Source organism: Streptomyces sp. NPDC004752 (assembly GCF_053601275.1).
Window position 1 is genome coordinate 1 of sequence record NZ_JBSGBN010000048.1, and the last position, 23,821, is coordinate 23,821.

22 protein-coding genes and 2 pseudogenes are annotated in these 23,821 nt (G+C 70.8%); 13 read left to right on the forward strand and 11 right to left on the reverse strand.

Annotated features, from left to right (window positions below):
* Nucleotides 1-371 precede the first annotated feature (371 nt).
* From ACWEKM_RS20915 to ACWEKM_RS20925, 3 genes are read left to right on the forward strand one after another with little or no spacing between them, the layout of a single operon-like run.
* Nucleotides 372-1,460 carry an energy-coupling factor transporter transmembrane component T gene (locus tag ACWEKM_RS20915; protein WP_451622689.1) on the forward strand — a complete coding sequence of 363 codons (1,089 nt, stop codon included), beginning with the start codon at nucleotides 372-374 and terminating at the stop codon, nucleotides 1,458-1,460.
* Nucleotides 1,457-3,481 (forward strand): ATP-binding cassette domain-containing protein, encoded by a 2,025-nt coding sequence (locus ACWEKM_RS20920; protein ID WP_451622690.1) that lies wholly within the window; start codon nucleotides 1,457-1,459, stop codon nucleotides 3,479-3,481. The genes ACWEKM_RS20915 and ACWEKM_RS20920 overlap by 4 nt, the downstream gene beginning before the upstream one ends.
* The gene (locus ACWEKM_RS20925) at nucleotides 3,478-4,341 is read left to right on the forward strand and encodes an ECF transporter S component (RefSeq protein ID WP_451622691.1); all 864 of its coding nucleotides are present in this window, start codon (nucleotides 3,478-3,480) and stop codon (nucleotides 4,339-4,341) included. The genes ACWEKM_RS20920 and ACWEKM_RS20925 overlap by 4 nt, the downstream gene beginning before the upstream one ends.
* 84 nt (nucleotides 4,342-4,425) lie before the next feature.
* On the opposite strand, the gene ACWEKM_RS20930 is transcribed toward ACWEKM_RS20925, so the two are convergent.
* Entirely contained in the window at nucleotides 4,426-5,298 is an 873-nt protein-coding gene (locus ACWEKM_RS20930) for a ketopantoate reductase family protein (protein WP_451622692.1), read from the reverse strand.
* A 44-nt stretch (nucleotides 5,299-5,342) separates the two neighbouring features.
* On the opposite strand from ACWEKM_RS20930, the pseudogene ACWEKM_RS20935 reads away from it, so the two are divergent.
* Nucleotides 5,343-5,774: pseudogene (locus ACWEKM_RS20935) on the forward strand (MFS transporter); the annotation flags it as partial.
* Nucleotides 5,775-5,882: 108 nt separating this feature from the next.
* Here the strand turns inward: ACWEKM_RS20935 and ACWEKM_RS20940 are convergent.
* Nucleotides 5,883-6,713 carry an oxidoreductase gene (locus ACWEKM_RS20940; protein ID WP_451622693.1) on the reverse strand — a complete coding sequence of 277 codons (831 nt, stop codon included), beginning with the start codon at nucleotides 6,711-6,713 and terminating at the stop codon, nucleotides 5,883-5,885.
* A complete protein-coding gene (locus ACWEKM_RS20945; protein ID WP_451622694.1) occupies nucleotides 6,710-7,300 on the reverse strand; it encodes a TetR/AcrR family transcriptional regulator in 591 nt (196 codons plus the stop codon). The genes ACWEKM_RS20940 and ACWEKM_RS20945 overlap by 4 nt, the downstream gene beginning before the upstream one ends.
* A 348-nt stretch (nucleotides 7,301-7,648) precedes the next feature.
* Between ACWEKM_RS20945 and ACWEKM_RS20950 the strand changes: the two genes are divergently transcribed.
* From ACWEKM_RS20950 to ACWEKM_RS20960, 3 genes are read left to right on the forward strand one after another with little or no spacing between them, the layout of a single operon-like run.
* Entirely contained in the window at nucleotides 7,649-8,392 is a 744-nt protein-coding gene (locus ACWEKM_RS20950) for an ATP-binding cassette domain-containing protein (RefSeq protein ID WP_451622695.1), read from the forward strand.
* Nucleotides 8,393-8,394: 2 nt separating this feature from the next.
* Nucleotides 8,395-9,612 carry a DUF7224 domain-containing protein gene (locus ACWEKM_RS20955; RefSeq protein WP_451622696.1) on the forward strand — a complete coding sequence of 406 codons (1,218 nt, stop codon included), beginning with the start codon at nucleotides 8,395-8,397 and terminating at the stop codon, nucleotides 9,610-9,612.
* A 38-nt stretch (nucleotides 9,613-9,650) separates the two neighbouring features.
* Nucleotides 9,651-10,256: a hypothetical protein gene (locus ACWEKM_RS20960; protein ID WP_451622697.1), complete on the forward strand. Its 606-nt coding sequence runs from the start codon at nucleotides 9,651-9,653 to the stop codon at nucleotides 10,254-10,256.
* Nucleotides 10,257-10,302: 46 nt separating this feature from the next.
* Here ACWEKM_RS20960 and ACWEKM_RS20965 read toward each other — a convergent pair whose 3' ends face one another.
* The gene (locus tag ACWEKM_RS20965) at nucleotides 10,303-10,482 is read right to left on the reverse strand and encodes a DUF397 domain-containing protein (protein WP_451622698.1); all 180 of its coding nucleotides are present in this window, start codon (nucleotides 10,480-10,482) and stop codon (nucleotides 10,303-10,305) included.
* A gap of 58 nt (nucleotides 10,483-10,540) precedes the next feature.
* A complete protein-coding gene (locus tag ACWEKM_RS20970; RefSeq protein WP_451622699.1) occupies nucleotides 10,541-11,377 on the reverse strand; it encodes a helix-turn-helix domain-containing protein in 837 nt (278 codons plus the stop codon).
* A 119-nt stretch (nucleotides 11,378-11,496) separates the two neighbouring features.
* On the opposite strand from ACWEKM_RS20970, the gene ACWEKM_RS20975 reads away from it, so the two are divergent.
* Complete coding sequence (locus tag ACWEKM_RS20975) at nucleotides 11,497-11,862, forward strand: ATP-binding protein (RefSeq protein ID WP_451622745.1); 366 nt, start codon at nucleotides 11,497-11,499, stop codon at nucleotides 11,860-11,862.
* A gap of 18 nt (nucleotides 11,863-11,880) precedes the next feature.
* Here ACWEKM_RS20975 and ACWEKM_RS20980 read toward each other — a convergent pair whose 3' ends face one another.
* Both ACWEKM_RS20980 and ACWEKM_RS20985 read right to left on the reverse strand, forming a co-directional pair.
* Nucleotides 11,881-13,488, reverse strand: coding sequence for a glycosyltransferase family 39 protein (locus tag ACWEKM_RS20980; RefSeq protein ID WP_451622700.1), 1,608 nt, complete (start codon nucleotides 13,486-13,488; stop codon nucleotides 11,881-11,883).
* On the reverse strand, nucleotides 13,485-15,569 hold the full coding sequence (locus ACWEKM_RS20985) for a bifunctional glycosyltransferase 87/phosphatase PAP2 family protein (RefSeq protein WP_451622701.1): 2,085 nt from the start codon (nucleotides 15,567-15,569) through the stop codon (nucleotides 13,485-13,487). Before ACWEKM_RS20985 ends, ACWEKM_RS20980 begins: the two co-directional genes overlap by 4 nt.
* A gap of 376 nt (nucleotides 15,570-15,945) precedes the next feature.
* Here ACWEKM_RS20985 and proP point away from each other — a divergent pair, with 376 nt between their 5' ends.
* Nucleotides 15,946-17,400 carry a glycine betaine/L-proline transporter ProP gene (gene proP / locus ACWEKM_RS20990; protein ID WP_451622702.1) on the forward strand — a complete coding sequence of 485 codons (1,455 nt, stop codon included), beginning with the start codon at nucleotides 15,946-15,948 and terminating at the stop codon, nucleotides 17,398-17,400.
* A 634-nt stretch (nucleotides 17,401-18,034) separates the two neighbouring features.
* Here the strand turns inward: proP and ACWEKM_RS20995 are convergent.
* The 3 genes from ACWEKM_RS20995 to ACWEKM_RS21005 form a co-directional block, all read right to left on the reverse strand.
* Entirely contained in the window at nucleotides 18,035-18,712 is a 678-nt protein-coding gene (locus ACWEKM_RS20995; RefSeq protein WP_451622703.1) for a phosphotransferase family protein, read from the reverse strand.
* Between the two features lie 242 nt (nucleotides 18,713-18,954).
* Complete coding sequence (locus ACWEKM_RS21000) at nucleotides 18,955-19,248, reverse strand: DUF6087 family protein (RefSeq protein WP_451622704.1); 294 nt, start codon at nucleotides 19,246-19,248, stop codon at nucleotides 18,955-18,957.
* Between the two features lie 13 nt (nucleotides 19,249-19,261).
* On the reverse strand, nucleotides 19,262-19,786 hold the full coding sequence (locus tag ACWEKM_RS21005; protein WP_451622705.1) for a hypothetical protein: 525 nt from the start codon (nucleotides 19,784-19,786) through the stop codon (nucleotides 19,262-19,264).
* A gap of 7 nt (nucleotides 19,787-19,793) precedes the next feature.
* Here ACWEKM_RS21005 and ACWEKM_RS21010 point away from each other — a divergent pair.
* From ACWEKM_RS21010 to ACWEKM_RS21025, 4 genes and pseudogenes are all read left to right on the forward strand, one after another.
* Nucleotides 19,794-20,477, forward strand: a pseudogene (locus tag ACWEKM_RS21010) (ATP-grasp peptide maturase system methyltransferase); the annotation flags it as partial.
* Nucleotides 20,478-20,913: 436 nt separating this feature from the next.
* Nucleotides 20,914-21,804 carry a hypothetical protein gene (locus tag ACWEKM_RS21015; RefSeq protein ID WP_451622706.1) on the forward strand — a complete coding sequence of 297 codons (891 nt, stop codon included), beginning with the start codon at nucleotides 20,914-20,916 and terminating at the stop codon, nucleotides 21,802-21,804.
* Nucleotides 21,805-22,087: 283 nt separating this feature from the next.
* Nucleotides 22,088-22,267 (forward strand): hypothetical protein, encoded by a 180-nt coding sequence (locus ACWEKM_RS21020; protein WP_451622707.1) that lies wholly within the window; start codon nucleotides 22,088-22,090, stop codon nucleotides 22,265-22,267.
* A 423-nt stretch (nucleotides 22,268-22,690) separates the two neighbouring features.
* Nucleotides 22,691-23,362 (forward strand): O-methyltransferase, encoded by a 672-nt coding sequence (locus ACWEKM_RS21025; RefSeq protein ID WP_451622708.1) that lies wholly within the window; start codon nucleotides 22,691-22,693, stop codon nucleotides 23,360-23,362.
* A gap of 28 nt (nucleotides 23,363-23,390) precedes the next feature.
* Here ACWEKM_RS21025 and ACWEKM_RS21030 read toward each other — a convergent pair whose 3' ends face one another.
* On the reverse strand, nucleotides 23,391-23,783 hold the full coding sequence (locus ACWEKM_RS21030; RefSeq protein WP_451622709.1) for a hypothetical protein: 393 nt from the start codon (nucleotides 23,781-23,783) through the stop codon (nucleotides 23,391-23,393).
* Nucleotides 23,784-23,821: the final 38 nt, after the last annotated feature.

Genomic DNA, 23,821 nt, shown 5'->3' on the forward strand with positions numbered 1-23,821 from the left:
GGTGGGTCGCCCCCCCCGGCCCCTCGCCGCCCCTCTTCGCGCCCCCCGGGGCCCTCCCCCACACCCCCGGCCGGGGGCGCCCCAGCCGCCCCACGCCGGGCGCCCATTCTGTTCGGAGCTCTAAGGACCCCGACCGGAAGCCGTCGCCCGCCACGAACGGCACGGACCGGCCGAGCGGAACGAGCGACGGAACGGGCGACACCGACCACCCGGGCGGAACCGACAACGCAGACACCACCCGCACCGGCCTCCGCCGGGAACCACCGCACCGCACACCCGACACGAACCGCCCGACCCGGGCGAGCGACACCGACCGGCGCGTCGGCAGCCGGGCGGCTTCCGGTGGGGTGCCCGGCGAGGGGTCCGGTGGAGTGCCCGGTGAGGGGTCCGCGGCCCGGCGGCGGTCCGTCGTACATCCGGGGGCCTGGTGGGTGTGGGCCCTCGGGCTCGGGGTGGGGGCGAGTCGGACGACCAATCCGCTGCTGCTCGGGCTGCTCATCTCGGCGGCAGGCTATGTGGTGGCCACCCATCGCAGTTCCGCCCCCTGGGCCCGGTCCTACACGGCGTTCGCCAAGCTGGCGCTCGCCGTCCTCGTCGTCCGCCTCGTCTTCGCGGTGGTCCTCGGCTCCCCGATCCCCGGTACGCACGTCCTCGTCACCCTCCCCGAAGTCCCGCTCCCGCACTGGGCGCAGGGCATCCGGCTCGGCGGCCGGGTCACCGCCGAGGCACTGGTCTTCGCGCTGTACGACGGTCTGAAGCTGGCCACGCTGCTGATCTGCGTCGGCGCGGCGAACGCCCTCGCCAACCCGGCCCGTCTGCTCAAGTCCCTGCCGGGCGCCCTGTACGAGATCGGCGTGGCCGTGGTCGTCGCGCTCACCTTCGCGCCGAACCTGATCGCGGACGTACAGCGGCTGCGGGCCGCCCGCCGACTGCGGGGCCGCCCGGACCGTGGCGTGCGCGGCCTGCTCCAGGTGGGCCTGCCGGTGCTGGAGGGCGCCCTGGAACGCTCCGTCGCGCTGGCCGCCGCGATGGACGCCCGCGGCTACGGCCGCACCGCCGACGTCCCCGTCGCCGTCCGCCGTACGACCGCCGCGCTCACCCTGGGCGGACTGCTCGGCGTCTGCGCGGGCACGTACGGACTGCTCACCGCCGAAGGCGGCACGTACGGGCTGCCGGTGCTGCTCGCCGGACTCGTCGCGGCCCTCGCGGGGCTGCGCCTCGGCGGCCGGCGCTCGCCGCGCACCCGGTACCGGCCCGACCCGTGGAACGCGCGCGCCTGGCTGGTCGCCGGGTCAGGTGCCGCGGTCGCCGCGCTGCTCGCGCTGGCCGCGGCCCGGGATCCGGCGGCGCTGCACCCCGGGGTCGTCCCGCTCACCGCGCCCGCGCTGCCGCTGTGGCCGGCCGCCGCCGTACTCCTCGCCCTGCTGCCCGCACTCGTGGTCCCCAAGGAGCCGTCGTGATCCGCTTCGAGGATGTCAGCGTGACCTACGACGGTGCCGTCGAACCCACCGTCCGGGGACTGGACTTCGAGGTCCCCGAGGGTGAACTCGTGCTGCTCGTCGGCCCGTCCGGGGTCGGCAAGTCCACGGTGCTGGGCGCGGTCGGCGGGCTCGTCCCGCACTTCACGGGCGGCACCCTGCGCGGGCGGGTCACGGTCGCGGGACGGGACACCCGTACGCACAAGCCGCGTGAACTCGCCGATGTGGTCGGCACGGTGGGCCAGGATCCGCTGGCGCACTTCGTGACGGACACGGTGGAGGACGAACTCGCCTACGGCATGGAGTCGTTGGGGCTGGCGCCGGCGGTGATGCGGCGGCGGGTCGAGGAGACCCTGGACCTGCTCGGGCTGGCGGAGCTGCGGGACCGGCCGATCGGCACGTTGTCCGGCGGGCAGCGGCAGCGGGTCGCGATCGGTTCGGTGCTCACCCCGCATCCCGAGGTGCTGGTCCTCGACGAGCCGACGTCGGCGCTGGATCCGGCTGCCGCGGAGGAGGTCCTCGCGGTGCTCCAGCGGCTGGTCCACGACCTGGGGACGACGGTGCTGATGGCCGAGCACCGGCTGGAGCGGGTGATCCAGTACGCCGACCAGGTGCTGCTGCTGCCCGCGCCGGGGGGTGCGCCGGTGTTCGGCGCCCCGGCCGAGGTGATGGCGGTGTCCCCGGTGTACCCGCCGGTGGTGGACCTGGGGCGGCTGGCGGGGTGGACCCCGCTCCCCCTCACGGTTCGCAATGCGCGGCGCGCGGCGGGGCAGCTGCGCCTACGCCTCGCCGATCACAAGCCTCCCTGTGCTTCCCCGCCCACCCGCCCCGAGATCGCCCGCTTGTCTCCGGACTCGGCGCAGCGGGAGGGCTCCGCCGGTGGGGCCGTGAAGCGGCGTCGTTCGTCTGCGGCTGCGTCGTGGCTGGTCGCGCAGTTCCCCGCGCCCCTTTGGGGCACGAGACGGCGTCGTCCGTCTGCTGCAGCGTCGTGGCCGGGCGCGCAGTTCCCCGCGCCCCTTCAGGGCGCTGCCGGACCGGCGCCGGATTCGTACGATGTGCCTGGCCCGAACAGCCCATCCGCCGATCCCGACCCCACCCGGCAACCCCCGCCCCCGGCGGCCCGGCGCTCGCGACTCCCCCGGCTGCGGTTGCGCCTCACTGACCTCGCCCCCGCGGACCCGCCGCCCGCGACCCGCCATCACCCGACCACGCCGGCCCCATGGCCGAACACACAGTTCCCCGCGCCCCTTCAGGGCGCTGTCGAGGTGCGGGGGCTGGTGGTGCGGCGGGGGTCGGTTGAGGCGTTGCGGGGGATTGATCTCAGGGTGGACGGTGGGGAGATCGTCGCTCTGATGGGGCGTAACGGGGCCGGGAAGTCCACGTTGTTGAACTCCCTGGTCGGGTTGGTCGAGCCGAGTGCGGGCAGTGTGCGGGTCGGCGGAGCCGTTCCGGATCGCACCCCGCCGAGCGAACTGGTGCGCCTGGTCGGCCTGGTCCCGCAGGAGCCGCGCGACCTGCTGTACGCCGACACCGTGGGCGCCGAGTGCGCCGCCGCCGACCGGGACGCGGGCGCTACCCCCGGTACCTGCCGTGCGCTGGTGTCCGAGCTGCTGCCCGGGATCACCGATGACACGCATCCCCGCGACCTGTCCGAGGGCCAGCGGCTGGCGCTCGCCCTGGCCGTGGTGCTGGCCGCGCGCCCGCCGCTGCTTCTGCTGGACGAGCCGACCCGCGGCCTCGACTACGCGGCCAAGGCCCGCCTGGTCGCGCTGGTGCGCGGGCTCGCCGCCGAGGGTCACGCCGTCGTCCTGGCCACGCACGACGTGGAGTTGGCCGCCGAGTTGGCGCACCGGGTGGTGCTGCTCGCCGACGGTGAGGTGATCGCCGACGGCCCGACCGCCGACATCGTGGTCTCCTCGCCCTCCTTCGCCCCCCAGGTCACCAAGATCCTCGCCCCGCAGGAATGGCTCACGGTGGCCCAGATACGGGAGGCACTGGCATGAGCGACGGCTCCTTGCGCGCGTCTGCGACCTCGGTGACCTCGGTGACCCCGCAGGCCAGGGCGGTCCGGCTCGGGCCCCGTTCCGTCGCCGCGCTGGTGCTGGTCGGGGCGGTCGGGGTGGTCGCCTTCGGGTGGCCCTTCCTCGCCCCGCCCGCCTCGCGGATCAGCGCGCACGCGCAGGACGCGCCGTGGCTCTTCGCGGGCCTGCTGGTGCTGCTGCTCGCGGTCGTCGCCGCGGCGATCTCCGAGTCGGGGCTGGGGCCGAAGGCGGTGGCCATGCTGGGCGTGCTGGCCGCGACCGGGGCGGCGCTGCGGCCGATCGGCGCGGGCACGGCGGGGATCGAGCCCATGTTCTTCCTGATGGTGCTCAGCGGACGCGTCCTGGGCCCCGGCTTCGGCTTCGTGCTGGGCTCGCTCACGATGTTCGCGTCCGCGCTGCTCACCGGCGGGGTGGGGCCGTGGCTGCCGTTCCAGATGCTGGCGATGGGTTGGTTCACCATGGGCGCGGGCCTGCTCCCGGGCCCGGACCGGCTGCGCGGGCGCGCCGAACTCGCGCTGCTGGCCGGTTACGGCTTCCTCGCCGCGTTCGCCTACGGCACCGTCATGAACCTCGCGGGCTGGCCCTTCATGGGCGCCCTGGCCTCGAACATCGCCTTCGACCCGCAGTCCGCGGTCCCCGCCAACCTGGCCCGGTTCGTCGCCTATTGCCTGGCGACCTCGCTCGGCTGGGACCTGGGCCGGGCCGTCTGCACGGTGGTGCTGACCCTCACACTCGGCCCACCGCTGCTGCGCGCGCTACGCCGGGCCACCCGCCGAGCCGCCTTCGAGACCCCGGTCACTTTCGACGCCCTGGGCCGTTGACCTCCGGGTGAGCGTTCGTACGCGGGCGGTCGGCGGTGCGGCGAGCCGCCCCACATGAGCCGCACACCGCGCAGCCTGGGTCGCTCAGCGGGCTCCCGCAGGGGCACGGAGCTGCTCGGTCAGACGCTCGAGTTCGGCCGCCGTGGCGGGCGAGGGGTCGTTGAGTCCGCTGTGCACGGCCGTCGGGCTCTTCAGGAAGCGCCGGAGCACGGCCACGAGGAGCCCTTGCGGCAGAGCCCGCAACGCGGCGAACGCGCGAGGTACCGGCGGCGTCTCCATCGCGGCGAGGTTCTGCCGCATGAGGTGGAGCATGCCGCGGACCGCGTCCGGGTCGTCGGCCAGCACTGCCGGGCCGCCCGCCGCGTGCACCGCCTGCCCGAGCGGGACCTCGAACGCGGCGTGCGTCCTGAGCCAGGCATCCATCTGCGGCTCGGCCCTGGCGTTGATCCCGGCGGTACGGAACGTCTCCACGATCCGTTCCAGTCGCGGGGTGGTACGGCCGTCGGGCTCGCCGATCGGCATCGCGACCCGGCGGGTGATGAAGCTGCTCTTGCGGTAGCGGACCACATCGCCGTCCATCGTGCCGCCGGTCGTGGGGAAGCCGAGCAGCACCCGCTCGTGGCCGATCACCGCACCCAGCGTCTCCGGGCCGGCTGCCCAGTTGAGCAGGAACAGCACATCACCTTGGACACCGGCGAGTGATTCCAGCACCGCATCCACCTGGTGGGTGCGGACGAAGACGGTGATCAGGTCGTACCCACCGTCCGGGTGCTCGATCACCGGTACCGGCACCCGCTTGACAGCTGGGCCGTCTTCCTCGGCGAGCTGCACCCCGTGCCGGCGCAGGGCGGTCAGGCGCTCGCCCCGGGCGAGGAGCGAGACGCCATGGCCGGCCTCGTGCATGCGGGCGGCGAACAGGCTGCCGCACACCCCGGCGCCGTACACGAGCAGCTTCATGACAGCCCTCTTTCACACGTTCGATTGACTCATACGTTCGTTTCATGACCATCGGCCGGCTGCTCGCGGACCGCTTCGTCGCCCGGTTCGGTTCCCTGGCGATCCTGCGCCACGGCGCGGCCGCGGCCGCCGTCGGCATCACACTCGTGGCTCTCGGCCCGTGGATGTGGGCCGCGTTCACCGGCTGGGCACTGTTCGGGCTGGGCCTGTCCGGCTGCGTCCCGCAGCTGTTCAGCGCGTCCGGACACGCCGACCCGGCATCCGCCGGCGCCAACGTCTCCCGCGTCGCCGGGCTCGGCTACGTCGGCATGCTCGCCGGCCCCGCCGTCATCGGCTGGCTGACCCATCTCGTCGCCCTCAACCACGCCTTCGTCCTGCTGACCCTGCTGTGTGTGACCACCGTTGTGGGCGCCCGGGTCCTGCGTACCGGATCCGACCGCACGCCCCAGAGCGAGATGGCCCGCATCGGCCACTAGAACGGAAGAGGTCCAGGTGCCTGCCGAGATTGGCGAGTGCTTCCGGCTCGCGGGCGCCGAGTACGCTGCTGTCCGGGTCGTACTCGCTCGGCCATCTGCTCGCGACGCTCACGACTTGAACTGCCGACGCAGGTAGGCGTCGAAGACGCGGGCACCGAGCAGGCGCCGGGTGTGGATCAGCGCCTTGGCGGCGGCAGTGACCACGTAGCGGGGGCGCGGCCTGGCTGCGGTGGCGGCGCGGTCGATCACCGAGGCGGCGGCCTCGGGCGGTGCGGACAACAGGGCGGAGCGGTAGGAGTCGGCCATCTGCTGGTCGGCGGCGGTGTTGAGGGCGACGTAGGGGCCGACGGGGGCGGCGGACTCGGACAGTGTCCGGGCGGCGGTGTCGCCGAATCCTGTGCGGATCAGGCCGGGTTCGATCAGGCTGACTTTGATGCCGAAGGGGGCGACCTCGAAGCGCAGGGCATCGGTGAGAGCTTCGACGGCGTACTTGCTGGCGTGGTAATAGCCGCCGGCGGGGAACACCAGCCGACCGCCCATGGAGCCGACGTTGATGATGCGGCCGCCGCCGGCGCGGCGCATGCCGGGCAGCACGAGCTGGGTCATCCGGGCGAGCCCGAAGACGTTGGTCTCGAACTGGCGGCGTACCCCGTCCAAACCGGTCTCCTCGATGGTCCCGTACTCGCCGTAGCCGGCGTTGTTGATCAGGATGCCGACCGAGCCGTGCTCGGCCTCCACCTTCGCGACGGCATCGGCCATCGACTGCTCGTCGGTGACGTCCAGAGCCAGGGTGCGGGCGCCCGCCTGGGCGAGGTCGGTCAAGGTCTCGGGGCGCCGGGCGGTGGCGTAGACGGTGAACTCGGGGCGGCGGGTCAGGCGCAGGGCGGTAGCCCTGCCGATGCCGGATGAGGTACCGGTGATGAGGACGGCAACGGTCATTGAGATTCCTTGGCATCCGGATGGGCGCAATGGGGATGGTCCAGGCCGGTGACGAGCAGGGCTACGCCGCGGCGTAGCCGCCGCCGGGGGGCGTCCGGATCGGACAGATCGGCTTCGAGGCCGCGGGTGAGGGCCAGCAGCAGTTCGGCGAACTCTCGCCCGTCCGTCTGCCAGCGGACACCGGTGACGGTAGCGGCGAGCAGGTCGAGCATCGCTGCGTTGTAGTCGGCGATCGGCTCGGCCAGCAGCTGCGCGTCGGCACCCAGCAACTCTGCGGCGTGCGCCGGGCTGTCCCGCCACAGCCGCAGTGTCAGCTCCAGTTTCGCCTCCAACGCCCCGGTCAGCTGATCGCCGAGCGAGCCGGGGGCGGATGCCGCGGCGCACGCCTCGGCCAGGGACGTATCCAGCAGCCGCGCGCCCAGGCGCCGGAAGGCGTCGCTCTTGTTGCGCACGTACTGGTACACGGCGGCGCGGGAGATGCCTGCCGATCGGGCGATGTCGTCCATGGTCGTGCGCCGCACGCCGTGCCGGGTGAAGCAGGCGTAGGCGGCGTCCAGGATCTGCCCGAGCCTTTCGTCGTCCAACATGCTGACAATGTTTGCATAGAATGTCAGTTCGTTCCAGCGGGCGATTTCAGGCGCACCGACCGCACCGGCATGAACGGACACATCTTCACCGGGCGCGAGGAACTGGCCGCGACCCTCGACACCTGGCTGCCGCTCTGACATCCACGCCCCGCGGACGGGGGCGACTCCCACCCACGGCGCCGTTGAAGGCCACGGTTTCCAGTGGCTTCCCTCTTCGCCGTGCGATACATGGGCTCGACTAGGCTCGACGTCAACAGCGTTGTCACCCAGTACTCACAGCAGTCGGACGCCGACGGCCCCGACTTTCCCGGGGGCCGCGCCTCTCATGGAAGTCAACAGAAGGCCAGAATGAGCATCCACGTCTCGTGCTGTTCCTTTGGATACCGGCGCCGGGATCTCGTCCTCGAAGAGCTGACCCTCGAACTGCCGTCAGGATGCGTAGTGCTCCTCGGGCCCAACGGCGCCGGAAAGTCGACGCTGCTGGCGCTCCTCGCATCCGCGCTCAGACCCCGCGCAGGCAGCGTGACACTCGGGGACCTCGACACCCGCAGACGGGGCGATCTGAAGCAGTACCGACAGCAGGTCGGCTGGCTGCCGCAGCAGGTGACTCCCGTGCCTGGGCTGCGGGTCAGGGAGCAGGCCGCGTATGCCGGCTGGCTGAAGGGCCTGTCGCGGCGGGACGCATGGGACAGTTCGCTGAAGGCGATCGAGCGGGTCGGCCTGCGAGAGCTGGCCGAACGCTCCGCCGCCCAGCTGTCAGGAGGCCAGTTACGGCGCCTCGGTATCGCCCAGACGCTGGTGCACTCGGCGCGGGTTGTACTGATGGACGAACCGACCGCCGGCCTCGACCCGACACAACGGAGAGTGTTCCGCGCCCTCTTGGACGACCTCAAGGATCAGGCGAGCTTCGTGGTCTCCACCCATCAGACAGAGGATCTGGCGGACAGCTACGACTCGGTCATCCTCCTCGACCAGGGACACGTTCTCTTCCAGGGGTCCACCGTTTCCTTTCTGGACCTGGCGCCCGGTCAGGTCGCACAGGAGCACCGGGCCGAGGCCGCTTACGCCGGTCTGGTCAAGGAGGAGGTGTAAACATGCCGTGGCGCATCGTGCTGCGGGTGTCCCTCGCCCCCCGCATCGGCATTCTGCTCATCCTGTGGTTGCTCGCTTACAGCGGCAATGTCACCGAACTGGTCACCGACGGGTACTGGGAGTCGGTTGCCGCACAAAGCACTTCTCTGCTGGTCTGGACGGCACCGGCGGTGGCCGCCTGCGGCGCTTGGGAGGGGCTGCGTGTGCGGCAGTCCCGGGCGCTACAGGGGGCGCCGGTGCGGACCTTCAGCGGCGTGTCACTCGCCGTCCTGACACCTACGCTCGTTCTGGGGGTCCTTGCGGTGGCGCTGGCCCTCGGTCTGCTTCTGCCGCAGGCCGCAGGTACTCCCGGCTGGACCGCTGTCGCCGTACTCGGTCTGGAGCTGCTGGTTGTCACGGCACATACCGCCGTTGGATATGTCATCGGGCTCTGCCTGCCTAGGCTGCTGGCCGTTCCCGTGGCGCTGGTGGGCAGCTTCGTGTGGATGGCCTACCCGGCGGCGATGCACGTCTTCTGGGTCCGGCAGCTGAACGGCACGAACCTCGCCGAGTGCTGCGGACTCGACCAAGTAGCGGCACCCCGCAGCATTCTGGCACCCGCGCTGGTTTCGATCGGTCTGCTCCTGGCCGCCTGGCTGGTGACGGTACGGCAGCGGGGTCTGCGGATCCTGGCTCCCGTTGTACTGGCCGTTGCGGTGACCGTCTCGGCGTGGATCGTCCATCCCCTCGGGTACAGCGCGGCCGCATCCCGTTCCACCGCCTTGCGCACCTGCTCGGACACTCAGCCGCGGGTCTGTCTCTGGCCCGAACAGGAGCATGCCACCGCGGACATCGTCAAATGGGCAACGGATGCCCATACCCGGCTGGCTGCCGCCGGTGTCACCACCGCTCCGGAGCTGTCGCCGTGGAAGCCCATGCCGGCTGCCGACGACATTCGCTCCCTTGTCGCAAAGAGCGCTCTGCCCCAAGAGACTCCGGCATGCGCTACGTACGGTGAATGGCCGGGAGGTGACGCTTTCGGGCCGCTCAGCGCCTGGCTCACTCTCACCGCGGGAGTGGACCCCCAGGTCGTCGCATCCCAACACCTACCAGAGGAAGTCGAGGTCGCCACCCGCGTTCGCAAACGTCCCCGGCAGGCCCAACTGGCCTGGTTCCAGCAGAATGCGAAGACACTCACCCGGTGCGACAAGCAGCCCGTCCTCGACCCCGCTCACTTCTGAACCCTCCACCACGAGCCAACCGACAGAGAGAAACATCCATGGACTGGTGGCTTCACGTGCGCCGGGTACCCGCAGTCTGCGCCAGCCTCGCCGCCTGCCTGGTCCTCGGTGCCGTCGCCGATTCCATCCAGATCCCCGTGCCGGTCGTGGTCGGCGGACTCTCCTTCTCGTTCCCGCTGCCGTTCCTGCTGCCACTCGCACCGGTGTGCCTCATCCTGTACGGGCAGTCGCGTGGAGGCAACGCCAACGAAGTGACGGCCGTACGACCTGTACAGCTGTGGGACACCGGGTTCATGACGGCCTGCACCGTACTGACGCTGGCCGGGGGCTGGCTCGTATCGTCCATGACCGGCCATATCCTCGCCGCGGGCATGGCCCGCAACTTCCTGGGCTACCTCGGACTCGCCCTGCTGCTGCGCGCCGTTACCAGCCTTCGTGTCGCGGCCACGAGCGTCACTCTCTTCCCGATCGCCTGCGCGGCCTTCGGCGTTCACCACGGAACCCCTGCACTGTGGGCATGGCCACTGCACGAGCCCACATACCTACCGGCCTTCATCGAGGCCATCGCCTTGGGAGCCGCCGGACTGGCCGCTGCCGCTCTCCCGGTTTCCACCGCACGCCTGGCTCGACCAACGGAACAGTGACCGGGTCGCCGGGGAGTCTCACCCCCGGGCGACCCGACTACTTGTCTCAGATGCGCTTCCCGGTAGTCCACTCCAGGAACGACGTGAACACCGCGGGCCCGAACGCGAGGTGCGGGCCTGCGGGGTTCTTGGAGTCTCTTACGGCCACGGTGGCGCAGGGGGCTTCGGCGACCTCTACGCAGTTGCCGCCCTGGTCGCTGCTGTACGTCGACTTGCGCCAGGCCAAGGGGCCAAGTGGCGCGCACTCGACGCAGGATCCTCCCTGATCACCGCTGTAGCTGGACTTACGCCACCGAATCGCGTTGCTCCCCATAGCGCTCCTCCATCACCTGCCGGATCAGCTCCGCCGAGTCCTTGATGGACAGCGCGGCGGCCTGGAGATGATCGTATCGGAGCGAGCAATCCTGGATGGTGTCTGGGTTAGCGGTTGGATGCCCGCTTCCGTAGCCCTCGGTGTAGACAATGCTCGGGTCGTTCACGAAGCGGAAGAGGTCGAATGAGCCCTGCGAGCCCGCATGTGCTCCGACCGAGAACGGCAGCACCTGAACGTTGATCCTAGGGTTGCCCTCGAATGACAACAGGCGCGCCAACTGCTCGCGCATCACCTCTCGGCTGCCGACCTCCTGACGCAGCACGGTTTCGCTCACGACCGCCCAGAAGACGGGTGGCGTGCCCTTCTCGAAGATGCGCTGACGTGCCAGCCGCGCTGCGGCCCGGTCGTCGAGGCCGTTTTGGTCCAACGCGCCCAGCACGGCACGTGCGTAGGCCGGAGTCTGCAACAAGCCATGGACCAGGTGAGTGTGAAAGGTGCAGATCTCGGCCGCCCGCGCCTCCAGCTCCGCCACCTGCTGGAACCACGCCGGAAGTTGGGACCGCATCACCAGTCCGACGAGCCGCGACAGCAGCCCGCCCGTGCCCAGTGCCGCGTCCGCCCGTTCGCTGAACTCGGGCGTGGGCAACTTGCGGGCCGTTTCGATCTGGCCGACCAACGACCCCGTGTAGTTGAGGATCTCCCCGAGTTGCCGCTGGGTCAGTCCCGCCGCCTCTCGATGTCGGCGCAGCTCGAAACCGTAGTAGTCGAGCGGCGACGCACCCGGGTCGAGGACGTTGATCTGGGTCATGCGGGGTCCCCTCTCGCGCAACTCGGTCCACTGCGGGACCTGTTGTGTCTGTTCCATAGCCGAGCGTAGTCTCGGCAGGTCAGCCTCATGGTGTGAACCTCCAGATTCCCCACTACCGCATGAGCCTCAGCGTCGGCGAGCACTCCGTGCGGCACATCCGCAACATCGTGCGCTCGCTGCTTCGCGACTGGGGGCTGACCGAGCTGACGGACGCCCTGGAACTGGGCGTGAGCGAGCTGGTCAGCAACGTCGTACGCCATGTACCCGACCGCCGCTGCGTCCTGCTGGTGCAGCGGCGGAAATCGGTCGTACGGGTCGAAGTGACCGACGGGTCACCCGAGTTGCCGCTCATCACGCTCTGCCCGCCGCTGGACGGGGAGGGCGGACGCGGACTCCTCCTGCTCGACGCGGTGGCCGACAAGTGGGGCGTGTCACCGGCACCCGGGGGCGGTAAAACGGTCTGGTTCGAGTGCGGTGTCGGCTGACCTGGAACGGGTGCGGCGCTATGCGCCGGGGCTCGTACAGTCGCCGCGGCCGTTCCTGGCGTACACGATGACCTGGGCGCCCCACAGTTGAGCACGCTCACAGACCTGGAAGTACGTCTTCAGCGTGCGCCGTTTGACCACCTCCTGTGCGAAGGGGTCGAGCGGCTGCCCCACCGGATCGGCCAGCGCGATGACCCGGTCCGAGGCCAGGATGCGGCGGCGGACGGCATCGACGGAAAGCTCCGTGCCCTGGAGGGAGTTCGAGGCGACGGGGGACTTGGCGAGGGCCAGGTCCTCCAGCCGGTGGTAGACGGACGGGTGGGACAGCAGCCATTCACGGCGCCTGGACGGCAGGAACAGAACGCCGTCACCGGGGCGCGCGAATCGCTCGACGGTACGCGCGACGGCGTTCACGTCGTCCTTCCGGCTGTGCGGCGAGCGGACCGTCTGCGCGGCGGGCAGCCACGCGGCGGCCAACCCCACCGCCAGGAGACAGACGACGGGAACACGCAGGACGGGCACGAGTCGCCACCGGCGCGACAGCAGCCGGTCCAGGGCAGCCCCGGCGGGCAGCGCCAACCCGACCATGCTGTAGAGGACATACCGGTCGACGTACCAGGGCTTCACGAGGGAGCCGGTCATCAACAGGGCGGGCGGGGCGACCAGCAGGGGGAGCGCGAGCGTCGCCACGGCCGTCCCCGCCTCCGTCCCCGTTCCCGTGCCGGATTCCGTTCCCGTGTCGGATTCCGGGTCCGGCCCACCGCGCACGAGGTACCGGCACAGCAGCGTGCCGAAGACCGAAATCCCCAGGAACTGCAGCCACATGGCGAGGCTGGGACGCCCCAGCCAGCCCAGCTGCCGGTCGGCCTGAGCGGCGCTCACCACCGCGAGCGGCAGGACGCTCACCAGCACGCAGGCCGCCGCGGCAGCCCAGCGGCGCCACATCCGGCCCGGTACGCGCAGCCGCCACAGGGTCAGCGCGTGGGCCACCAGGGCCAGCGCGGCGAACTCGTGCAACCAGCAGCCGACGCCCAGGACAACGGCGTACGCCGCCCACCACCCGGCCCGGGGGGACCGGATGCCGCGGAGGAAGAGATAGGTGGCCCAGGTGACGCAGGCGGTGACGAGGGCGTACGAACGGCCCTCTTGCGCGTACTGCTGCGTGATGGGGAGCAGGGCGAAGACGAGCCCCGCACATACTCCGGACCGGCGGCCCGCCAGACGGGTACCGATCGCGCCCACTCCGGCGGCCGCGACGGCGGTGGCCAGGGTGGAGGGCAGGCGGAGAGCGACGAGGCCGCCGTCCCAGAGGGCGAAGACGGCGTGCATGAGGACGTAGTACAGCCCGTGCACGGCGTCGATGTGACCGAGCAGGCCCGCCACGTCGGGCAGGGAGCGGTGGGCCACCTGATAGGTGACCGACTCGTCACGCCACATGCTGTCCTGGCGGGTGATGCCCCACAAACCCAGGACGAGCGCTACGGCGGCCGGTACGACCAGGGGGACTGCCGCTCGGCACCGCTCGCCGGCTCTCCCCTTCGCCGCGGGTGCCGCTGCGGATGTCGCCGCGGATGTGGTCGGCATCGTCGTCGCCGTCGCATGGTCGTCGTCGGCGAAGGTCGTCACGGCGTCGACGTCCTTGTCTCCGTACCCCTGCTCCGCTCTGCACCGTGACCGAGCGACCGTTCCCCCAACGGTTCCGCTACGGCACCGGGCCGCCGGGGTTCGTCTGCCCGGCCCACCCGGCGCGGCCCCGCCAGGAGATATGTCAGGGCGAAACCGGCACCCACCACCGCGGCCCCGCCCACCGCGTCCAGGACCCAGTGATTGCCGGTCGCGACGATGGCGGACACCGTGAACAGCGGGTGCAGCAGGCCCAGCGCCTTCATCCACCACTTCGGGGCGATGACCGCGATGACCACGCCGCACCACAGGGACCAGCCGAAGTGCAGCGAGGGCATCGCCGCGTACTGGTTGGTGAGGGCGGTCAGGGTGCCGTAGTCCGGCTTGGAGAAGTCCTGGACGCCGTGCACGGTGTCGATGAAGCCAAGCCCCGGCATCAGGCGCGGCGGGGCCAGCGGGAACAGCCAGAAGCCGACCAGGGCGAGCAGGGTGGCGAAGCCGAGGGAGGAGCGGGCCCAGCGGTAGTCGACGGGGCGGCGCCAGTAGAGGACGGCGAGGACGCCGAGCGGGACGACGAAGTGGAAGGACTCGTAGTAGAAGTCGAAGAAGTTCCGCAGCCAGTCGATCTTGACGACGGCGTGGTTGGCCGCGTGCTCGATGTCGATGTGCAGGAACCGTTCGATGTCGAGGACCAGTTGGCCGTGGTGTTCGGCGGTGGCCCGGCCCCCGGTGTTGCTGCCTCCGGTCGCCGCGAGCCGGACCTGCTGGTAGGCGGCGTAGGTGACGCGTATGAGGAGCAGTTCGAGGAGGAGGTTGGGGCGGGTGAGGACCCGGCGGAGGAACGGCAGCAGCGGGACGTGCCGGAAACGGGCGGGGACCGGCTTCGCGTACGCCGCCGGGACCGGGTTCGCGTAGTACGGCGAGGTGCGGGACAGGAACGGTACGACGGTGGCGGCGGCTATGGCCGCGAGCAGCACGATGTTGTCCCGCAGCGGGTACAGCACCGGCATGTTCGGCAGCATCATCTTGGCCGGGAGCGTGGTCACCAGGACGACCGCGACCGGCCAGAGGTAGCGGTCGGAGGCGCGCTTGCCGACCCGGCCGACGACCGCGAGCAGTACCCACAGCAGCTGGTGCTGCCAGGTGGTCGGCGACACGGCGACGGCCGCGCAGCCGGTGAGCGCGACGGCGAGCAGCAGCTGGCCGTCGCGGGCGTAGCGGACGGCGCGGCGCAGGGCGAGGGTCGCGACGCCCGCGCCGAGCAGCAGGAAGAGGGCTATCTCCAGCGGGCCGGTCAGGTCCAGGCGGAGCAGGGCGCCGTGCAGGGACTGGTTGGCGAGGGCGTCGGCCTTGCCGCCGAGGCCGACGCCCGCCATGTGGTGCACCCAGTAGGTGTGGGAGTCGTGCGGCATCGCGGCCCAGGCGAGCACGGTGGCCGCGGCGAAGGTGGCGGCGGCGGAGACGGCGGCACGGCGGCGGCTGGTGAACCACAGCAGCGGGGTGAACAGCAGGATGGTCGGCTGGAGCGCGGCGGCGATGCCTATGCACAGACCGCCGGCCCGTTCCCCGCGGACGGCGAAGCAGCCGAGCAGGACGAGCAGCACGGGTATGACGCTGGTCTGGCCCAGCCACAGCGTGTTGCGGACGGGCAGGGACAGCATCAACAGGCTGATGGCGACCGGGGCGGCGAGCAGCGCGGTGCGGCGGCTGACCGGCTGGGGCAGGGCGCGTGCGGCGACCAGGCCGAGGGCGACGACCAGCAGCAGCGTGCCGAAGGTCCAGCCCCAGCCGAGGGCCTGCTCGGCGGCGCGGGTGAGCGGCTTGAGGACCAGGCCGCCGAAAGGGGTGCCGGTGAACCGGGTCGAGTCGTACAGGGAGCCGTTGACGTGCAGGACGCCGTGGGGGCCGACCCAGGTCTCCAGGTCCGTCAGCCGCTCCCCGCGGGGTGAGCCGAGGACGGCGGTCAACTGGCGCACCGCGAGGATCGCGACCACCCCCCACAGGGCCAGCCTGGCCGCCTTCAGGCGGGCCTGGGCCCCCGCGAAGGCTTCCCCCGGTCGCCCGCTGTGCTCCACGTTCGCCACGCCTCGTCGGCCTCCCGCCCCGTCCGTCCCGCACGTCCCGTGCGGATTCCCTTCGCGCACCCTATGAGGTGGCGCCGTCCCCCCGGAGGGGGACGCGGGAAACCCCCGCTTCACCTGACGTCCGCCCGCCTTTTGTCCGGAAGACGATAGTGACCGGGGGACCAGGTTGCTTCCGCGGGGAGCGAGATGGATCACAGTGAGCGGGGCGCGCGGACGCGCCGGGGCGCGTCCGCGTGCCTGCTTGGGGGGCGTTTGGCTGCGCTGCGCGGTGGGGTGCGTACGGCACGTAAGGGACGTAAGTCGACCTATGGTCGAAATTCGGCCTGCTGCGGTGGGCCCCGTCCCGGTCCCCGTCGAGAGGTAGGCGAGCGGAGTTTTGCCGACCGCCACAGTTTTCACCCCGTCCGAGCCGTCCGAGCCGCCCGAGAAGACCGACCCCGGCGCGGGCGGCCGGGTCACCGAGACCGACCCGGCGCTAGTCAAGCGCGCCGTGAAGGCCGCCGCGCTGGGCAACGCCATGGAGTGGTTCGACTTCGGTGTCTACAGCTACATCGCGGTGACGCTGGGCAAGGTGTTCTTCCCGTCCGGCAACCCGACCGCGCAGCTGCTGTCGACCTTCGGCGCCTTCGCGGCGGCCTTCCTGGTCCGGCCGCTGGGCGGACTGGTCTTCGGGCCGCTCGGCGACCGGGTGGGACGGCAGAAGGTGCTCGCCCTCACCATGATCATGATGGCGGCGGGCACGTTCGCGATCGGCCTGATCCCGTCGTACGCCACGATCGGTGTGGGCGCGCCGCTCCTGCTCCTGATGGCGCGGCTGGTGCAGGGCTTCTCCACCGGCGGCGAGTACGCGGGCGCGTCGACGTTCATCGCCGAGTACGCGCCGGACCGCAGGCGGGGGTTCTTCGGGAGCTGGCTGGAGTTCGGCACGCTCGCCGGGTACATCGGCGGTGCGGGTCTGGTAACGCTCATGACCGCACTGCTGTCCGCGGACGACCTGGTGTCCTGGGGCTGGCGGATCCCGTTCCTGATCGCGGGTCCGATGGGGATCGTCGGGCTGTACCTGCGGATGCGGCTGGAGGAGACACCGGCATTCTCGGCGGAGGTCGAGAAGGCAGCTTTCTCGGCGGAGGCCACGAAGGCGGAGTCGAGCCGCCCGAAGGTGCCGCTGCGGGAGATGGTGACCGGCCAGTGGCGCACCCTGCTCCTCTGCATGGCGCTGGTCCTGGTCTTCAACGTCACGGACTACATGCTGCTGTCGTACATGCCGAGCTATCTGACGAGCGAGCTGAAGTACGACGAGACGCACGGGCTGCTGGTGGTCCTCGGTGTGATGACGCTGATGATGATCGTGCAGCCGTTCGCGGGCGCCCTGACCGACCGGATCGGGCGTCGCCCGGTGATCGCGACAGGCTGCGCGGGCTTCCTGCTGCTCTCGATCCCGTCCCTGCTGCTGATCCGCCAAGGCAGCCTGCTCGCGGTCGCACTCGGCATGGGCGCGCTGGGTCTGCTGCTGGTCTGCTTCACGGCGGCGATGCCGTCGGCGCTGCCCGCCCTGTTCCCGACGAGGGTCCGCTACGGCTCCCTGTCGATCGGCTTCAACATCTCGGTCTCCCTGTTCGGCGGCACGACACCCCTGGTGGTCACCGCCCTGATCGGCACGACCGGCAACATGATGATGCCCGCGTACTACATGATGGCGGCGGCAGTCATCGGCGGCTTCGCGGCTTGGCGCATGCAGGAATCAGCAGGCCGCCCCTTGCCGGGCTCCCCACCATCGGTGGAACCCCACGAGCCCCTCCCGGCCATCCCAGCCCCGACCCGGCGCGGCTAGCCAGGGTGTGTTTCAGAAGTGACCGAGGCCGCTGGTTCGTCACTCCTCGTGCAGAGAGGCGAGCCGGCGGTCGTCCCGGAACTCGGCAGGCACCTCGTCCCGGCCCGACGCGACCTCCGACGCGTCCGGAGGCAGCGGAGGAATGGACGGGGCAGCAGACCTCCCTGGTTGAGCATGGCCGACTTCTCTCTGGCACCACTGGCTCTTCATTGTCCGGCGAGAGGTCCTTCATGGTCTGCAACAGCGTGACTTGCGCGGAGTCCGGATGGACCCGGGCACCGTCCGTCGCCTGTTCCGCGCGTGGGAAGGCGTCGAGAGCCTGCCGCCTCGGCCGGCAGCTCGACCAGGCCACGAAAGACCTCATCACCCGGATCAATGATCCGACCAGCCATAACCACGAACTGTCCACCCCAGCTCCAGCAGGTGCGGCCGGACAACACTCAGCTCAGCCAGCGCCTGGAGGAAGCCGAAGACGACCTCGCGGCGCCCGCACCAGCCTCCGCCGCATGATCCGCGACGAAAGCCGTAGCAGTGGCCGTTGACGCCGCCGAGTCCTGTCTGTTCTGATCCCGAGCCCGGCGGCGGTGTTGGCTAATGCTTCAGAACGCGTTCGTAGCAGCCGGGCCCGCGCTCCTCACATCCGGGATCTCAGCACGTCGATCTCACAGCCCGGCGCGGACGGGTCGAAGCCGTGCTCGACCAGCCAGCGAACCTCCAGGAGGCTTCGCAACGACCACCACGCGCGGATCACGTCGAGGTCGACATCGGTGCCGTAGCCGGCGATGACGTCGCCGAGGTGCTTCTCGTGTCCGAGCGTCAAGGCGGCGAGGTCGTACAGAGCATCACCCCGGTCCGCCTCGGACCAGTCGATGATGCCCGTGATCTCGTCACCGTCGACGAACACGTGAGCGATCTGCAGGTCGCCGTGCGTGAATACCGGAGTCCACGGCCGCAGCGCGGCCTCGGCGACCAGCCGGTTGCGCGTGACGAGGTCGGCGGGCAGGACGCCGTTCGTCACGAGCCACTCGGACTCGCCGTCGAGATCCGCCACCAACTCGTCGGGGCCCCGGCCGGGCCAGGGCGGCAACGGCGCGTCGTGCAACTTCCGGACGACGGCGCCCGCCGCGGCCCACCCTGCCGGCGACGCGGTCGACGGCTCGCCGAGGCGGCCGAGCGCCGTCCCCGGGACCGCGGCGATCGCGAGCACGGGCGGCTTGCACCACAGGACCTTCGGCGTCGGGACCGGCGCCAGGGCCATCGCCTGGACCTCAACGTCGATGCGCGCCTGATCGGCGTCCACCTTCAGGAACACGTCGCCGACGCGCAGGGTCGCGCGTTCGGAATGGGCGATGACGACTTTGACCTCATCGACGGGCGACCAGTATCCCGAGGATGACCGTCGACGTCGCCGGGTTTATCGCGTGCGATTGCGCGGCTGACCGCGTCCCGCTACCCGGCGGCGTCGTGCGCGACACCGACCGCTGACCAGATCGAGTCCACCATTTTTGTTAGGTGCCCTAAGTGCCCTCCGCGCCAGGCGCCTCTGCCGAGGTCCTACGCCAGATCGGTCGATTCGTGGGAGCCCAGCCCGTGAACCCAGGCCGCGGCTGCTGCGAGGTCGGGGGCAGTGCCGACAGGGACGTAGACGAAACCGTCCCACTCCTCCAAGGCCCTGGGCTCCTCGGGCCGAAGGTGGCCGGCACCACCGTGCAATGGCCGGTGGCGCCGGTGTTGGTCCATCGGCGGGCGGCGCCGCTTGGCGTATGCGGCGAGCGGGTCGTCGGCATCGACACGTGGGAGCGCGCGCGACGGCTGATTCGGCGGTCCGGGACGACTGTGCTTGCCCATGTGCTCGATGGTCTCAGGCCGCGATCGTAGTCGGCCGAGCGGCGGCGAGATCCTTCGCCCTCGTACGCACCTCGTCGACGACGGCTGTCTCGTACGGGCGGGCCGCGTCGAGCAGGCTGTTGAGCCGGGAGGCCACCAGTGTCGAGTCCAAGCGTGCGGCGTCGTCGAGCGCCTGCTGGGCCGCCGCGGCGCCCCTCTCGGCCTCTCCCTCGTCGAACAGCGCGGCGGCGAGCCCAACGCGGTCCATGACGCGGACGCGGTCGAACCCCGGCTTCCTGAGTTTCAGCGCATCCTCGAAGTGGGTGCTCGCTCGTTTGCGGGGACGGCCAAGCCCGGCGAGGTCCCGGGCGGAAACCGCGCGGGCACCAGCGTGCTCGGCAGCGTCGAAGTATGCGACCCATTCGGGCACGTCCTCACCGAGCCCGTCCGCCATGAGTTCATCGGCGTCGCCGAGATGCTGCTCGGCCTGGCGCTCGTTGCCGAGGGCCGCGTGCACGCGCCCCGTCTGCGAGGCGACCAGCGCCTTGACCGCGGGCATCTTCGCCTTCGCCTGCGGCTACAGCCCCACACTCGCCGTGGCGGACGGGCTGTACGGCTACTGGCCCGAGGCCCACTTCGACCGGATCGTGGCCGCCTGCTCGTTCCGCGCCGTGCCTCCCGCGCTGCTGGCCCAGACCCGGCCGGAAGGGAAGATCCTGCTCAACCTCAGTGGCTGGCTCTACGGATACGCCCGCGTCCTGCTGACCGTGGCCGAGGACGGCACGGCCGAGGGCCAGTTGCTGGGCGGCACGGTGTCGTTCATGTCCGCGCGTGCCCACGCGGCGCCGACGTTCGGCAACCCCGCTCACTGGGCGGCCGGCCTGCCGGAAAAGCCGCGGACGGGCCGACACAGCCCGCAGCGGATCACCGTCGCCACCGAGGAAGCGTTCCACCTGCGGTTCCTCGCTCAAAGCGCGGTGCCGGACGCGCAGATGACGACGGTCGGCGACGTGGTGCACCTGGTCGACGTGGTGACCGGCTCAGCCGCCACCCTCACCCCGTACGACGGCGGTTGGCAGGTGCGCGAGGCCGGCCCGGTGCGGCTGTGGGAGCGCATCGAGCGCGTCCTGGACGCCTATGACGAGGCCGACCGGCCGGGACCGGAGACATTCACCCTGCACATCCACGACGGCGGACAGCACCTGCGGCACCCACAGGTGCCCGGCCTGCCACTGCCAAGGCTGTCTTGACCTACGCCCCGGAGGCTCGTCAGTCTCTGCTGCGGCCTCCGTGACGCGAGGGTTGAACAGGACGATGGCACCGGCTCCTGCTCGGGGGCTGGACAACGGCGGCCGCGCGGCTGATGCCGATCTGGGGGCTGCGATGCCCATCCCCCTTGGCGAAGGTGTGGGCCTGGGCGATGCGCTCCATGGATACGGAGAGGCTCTCGACGGCCTGCTCGGCGGCGCCGCGTTCGGCGGGGAGATCGAAGGGTGATGGCGCTCGTTGAAAATGGCCACCACCTGCTCGGCGGAGATCCCAGGCATGCTCAGTGGATCTCCTCACTCATACAGCGGCTGCCCTGCGAGAGGGCGCTGCAAGTGGCGCTTTCTGGCTTCAGGTTCGTCTCTTCGGGCGTCCGTTTCGTTCAAGACTGACGTAGCCGAGGGGTGTCAGGGTTCTCTTATGAGCACAAACCTGCATCGCGCGAGAGCGTTCATGGCCACGCACGCGCGCGTTCTCGATCAGAGGCGCTTCGAGGCCGTCATCACCGGCAGTGACGCGGCGCGCGAGGCCATCGTCAGCGGACTCGACGCCTACCGGAACGCCGACGGCGGCTACGGATGGGGCCTCGAACCGGACCTTCGTGCGCCGGAGAGCCAGCCGGGCGCCGCCCAGCATGCGCTCGCGGCGCTCGCCGACGCCGGCCCGGTTACCTCGCCGCACGCCGCGGCCCTCTTGGACTGGCTGGACTCTGTGACGCTGCCGGACGGCGGGTTGCCCTTCGCGCTCCCGATCAGCGACTCCACCGGATGCGCCCCGTTCTGGGCGCAAGCCGACCCCTCGCAATCATCCCTGCAGATCACGACGGCGGTGGCGGCACAGGCATACCGCGCCGCACGCTTCGACGACACGGTTCGCGACCACTCGTGGCTGACGACGGCCACGCGGTACTGCTTCGACGCGATAGGCCGGATCGACGAAGCGCCCTTCGCGTACGTGCTCTGCTTCGCGCTGCAGTTCCTCGACATCGCCTCGGACACCCACCCGCAGGCGCGCGAGCTGCTTGACCACCTGGGCCAGTACGTCCCCAAGGATGGGCGCCTGGCGGTCGCCGGTGGGGCCGAGGGCGAGACACTGCACCCACTGGCTCTGGCGCCCGAGCCCGGCCGGCCGATCCGTGACCTGCTTGATGCCCGGACTGTGGCGGATGACCTCGACCGCCTCGAACGCGAACAGCAGGATGACGGCGGATGGGCCATCGACTTCACCAGTTATTCGCCCGCCGCAGCCCTGGAATGGCGCGGCTACGTCACCGTCGGTGCCATCAGCGTGTTGCGTATGAACAGACGCTGAACCCGACACGCTCCACTCACCGGATGCGCCGGTGGCCGTGCTCTCGCACGGCCCCAGCGGCCGACAGCACGCTCGTCGCTCGCTGGGATTCCTCACTCTCTTGAACCTCGAAGAGAGTGGAGTGATGAGCACCACTGGTCACTTTCAGTTTCAGAGATCCCCATCAAGGGCCGGACCGGCTCGGCCAGGACGGGGCGCCCTGCTGGATGACGCCGAGGTTGCGCATCTGCTCGCTGGGCCGCACCTCGTTCACCTGGACTCCCTTGGCCCGGCCGGCCGCGTAGTGGCTGTCGAGCCCTCCCCCGACTTCCATCAGGCGCTGACCGCGAACACGCAGGCCAACGGCTGCGGCCATGTCCGTACAGTCAACGCCGCCGTCTCCGACAGCCAGGGGCGGATGACCTTCTACCTGGAACACCGGCGGGCGAGGCTGTTGTGGGGCTATGCCGATTTCGGCGTCTGATGGGTCGACCAGACGGTTCGCGAAGCTGCCGGAGAGCCGTGCCGCCTGAATGGCAGCCTGTGCCCGCCTCGCCAAGAGCAGCGATCCTCACCCCGTAAGGGACGCGGGGGCGCCGTTGAACGGTTGCCCCCCAGGCCAGCGGACCCAAAGGGGCGCGGGGAACCGCGCGACCAGCCACGACGCTGCCGCACCCGCAAGACGGCATACCGAGGCACCCCCTACACGGCCAAGCCCCCGCAGGGACACCCGCGGGGAACTGCGCGACCAGCCACAACGGAGCCGCACCCGCAAAACGACATACCGAGCCACCCCCTACACGGCCACGCCCCCGCAGGGACGCGGCAGACTGGCCGGGGCCGGTCAGCCGCCGGCAGGCGCGCGCGGGGTACTAGACAGGTATCGGACACGGAAAGGCAAGGGGCCATGAGCGGGTCGCAGCTCTGGGACGACATCGACTTCTACTTCATCAGCCACCTCTCACCGGACGACGAGGCGCTCCAGGCAGCCCTGCGCGACAGCGAGGCCGCCGCGCTGCCGCACGTCAACGTCACCGCGAACCAGGGCAAGTTCCTCCAGCTCCTGGCCCAGATCCAGGACGCCCGGCGGATCCTGGAGATCGGCACGCTCGGCGGCTACAGCACCATCTGGCTGGGCCGCGCCCTGCCCGCCGACGGCCGGCTGATCTCCCTGGAGTACAGCGCCAGGCACGCCGAGATCGCCACCCGCAACATCGCCCGCGCCGGCCTGGAGAAGGTCGTGGAGGTGCGGGTGGGCCCGGCCCTGGAATCGCTGCCCAAGCTGGCCGACGAGAACCCGGCCCCCTTCGACCTGGTCTTCATCGACGCCGACAAGGTCAACAACCCGCACTACGTGGAGTGGGCGCTGCGCCTCACCCGCACCGGCAGCCTGATCGTCGTGGACAACGTCGTCCGCGGTGGCCGCGTGCTGGACGCGGCCAGCGAGGAGCCGGACGTCGTGGGCACCCGCGCCGCCATCGAGCTGATCGCCGCCCACCCCAGGCTGTCCGGCACGGCGATCCAGACGGTGGGCAGCAAGGGCTACGACGGCTTCGCACTGGCCCGCGTACTGCCGTGACGGTGGGATCGGGCGCGCCGCGCGGACGCTACTCCTCGTGGTAAAAGCCCACGTTGACGCTGCGCGGCCCGGTGCGGTCCTGGATGATGATCTCTCCGGAGCCGCCCCGCGGCAGGGCCACACCGGTGCCGTACGCGATGGTCTGGGCGTACTCCCCGACCGTCAGCCGTACCACGGAGGACGGATCGGGCTGCGAGCCGCGCAGCCAGGACACCTGCCAGCCGCCGTCCGGCCCGCACCGGAACTCCAGGTGCACCCGGGAGACGAACAGCCAGTCGTCGGGCGTGGCGAGTCGGCACACGGACCCGTCCCTGCCCACGCGCAGCACCGCGCCCGGTTCGCTGGGCGCGTCGGCCATGAGCATCCCGGCCGTGGCACCCGCGTCGGCCCCGGAGACGGTGGCCATGGTGAGTTCGAGCACGTGCGTTCCCCCTGAAGTGCGTGATGTTCCGTCGTGAA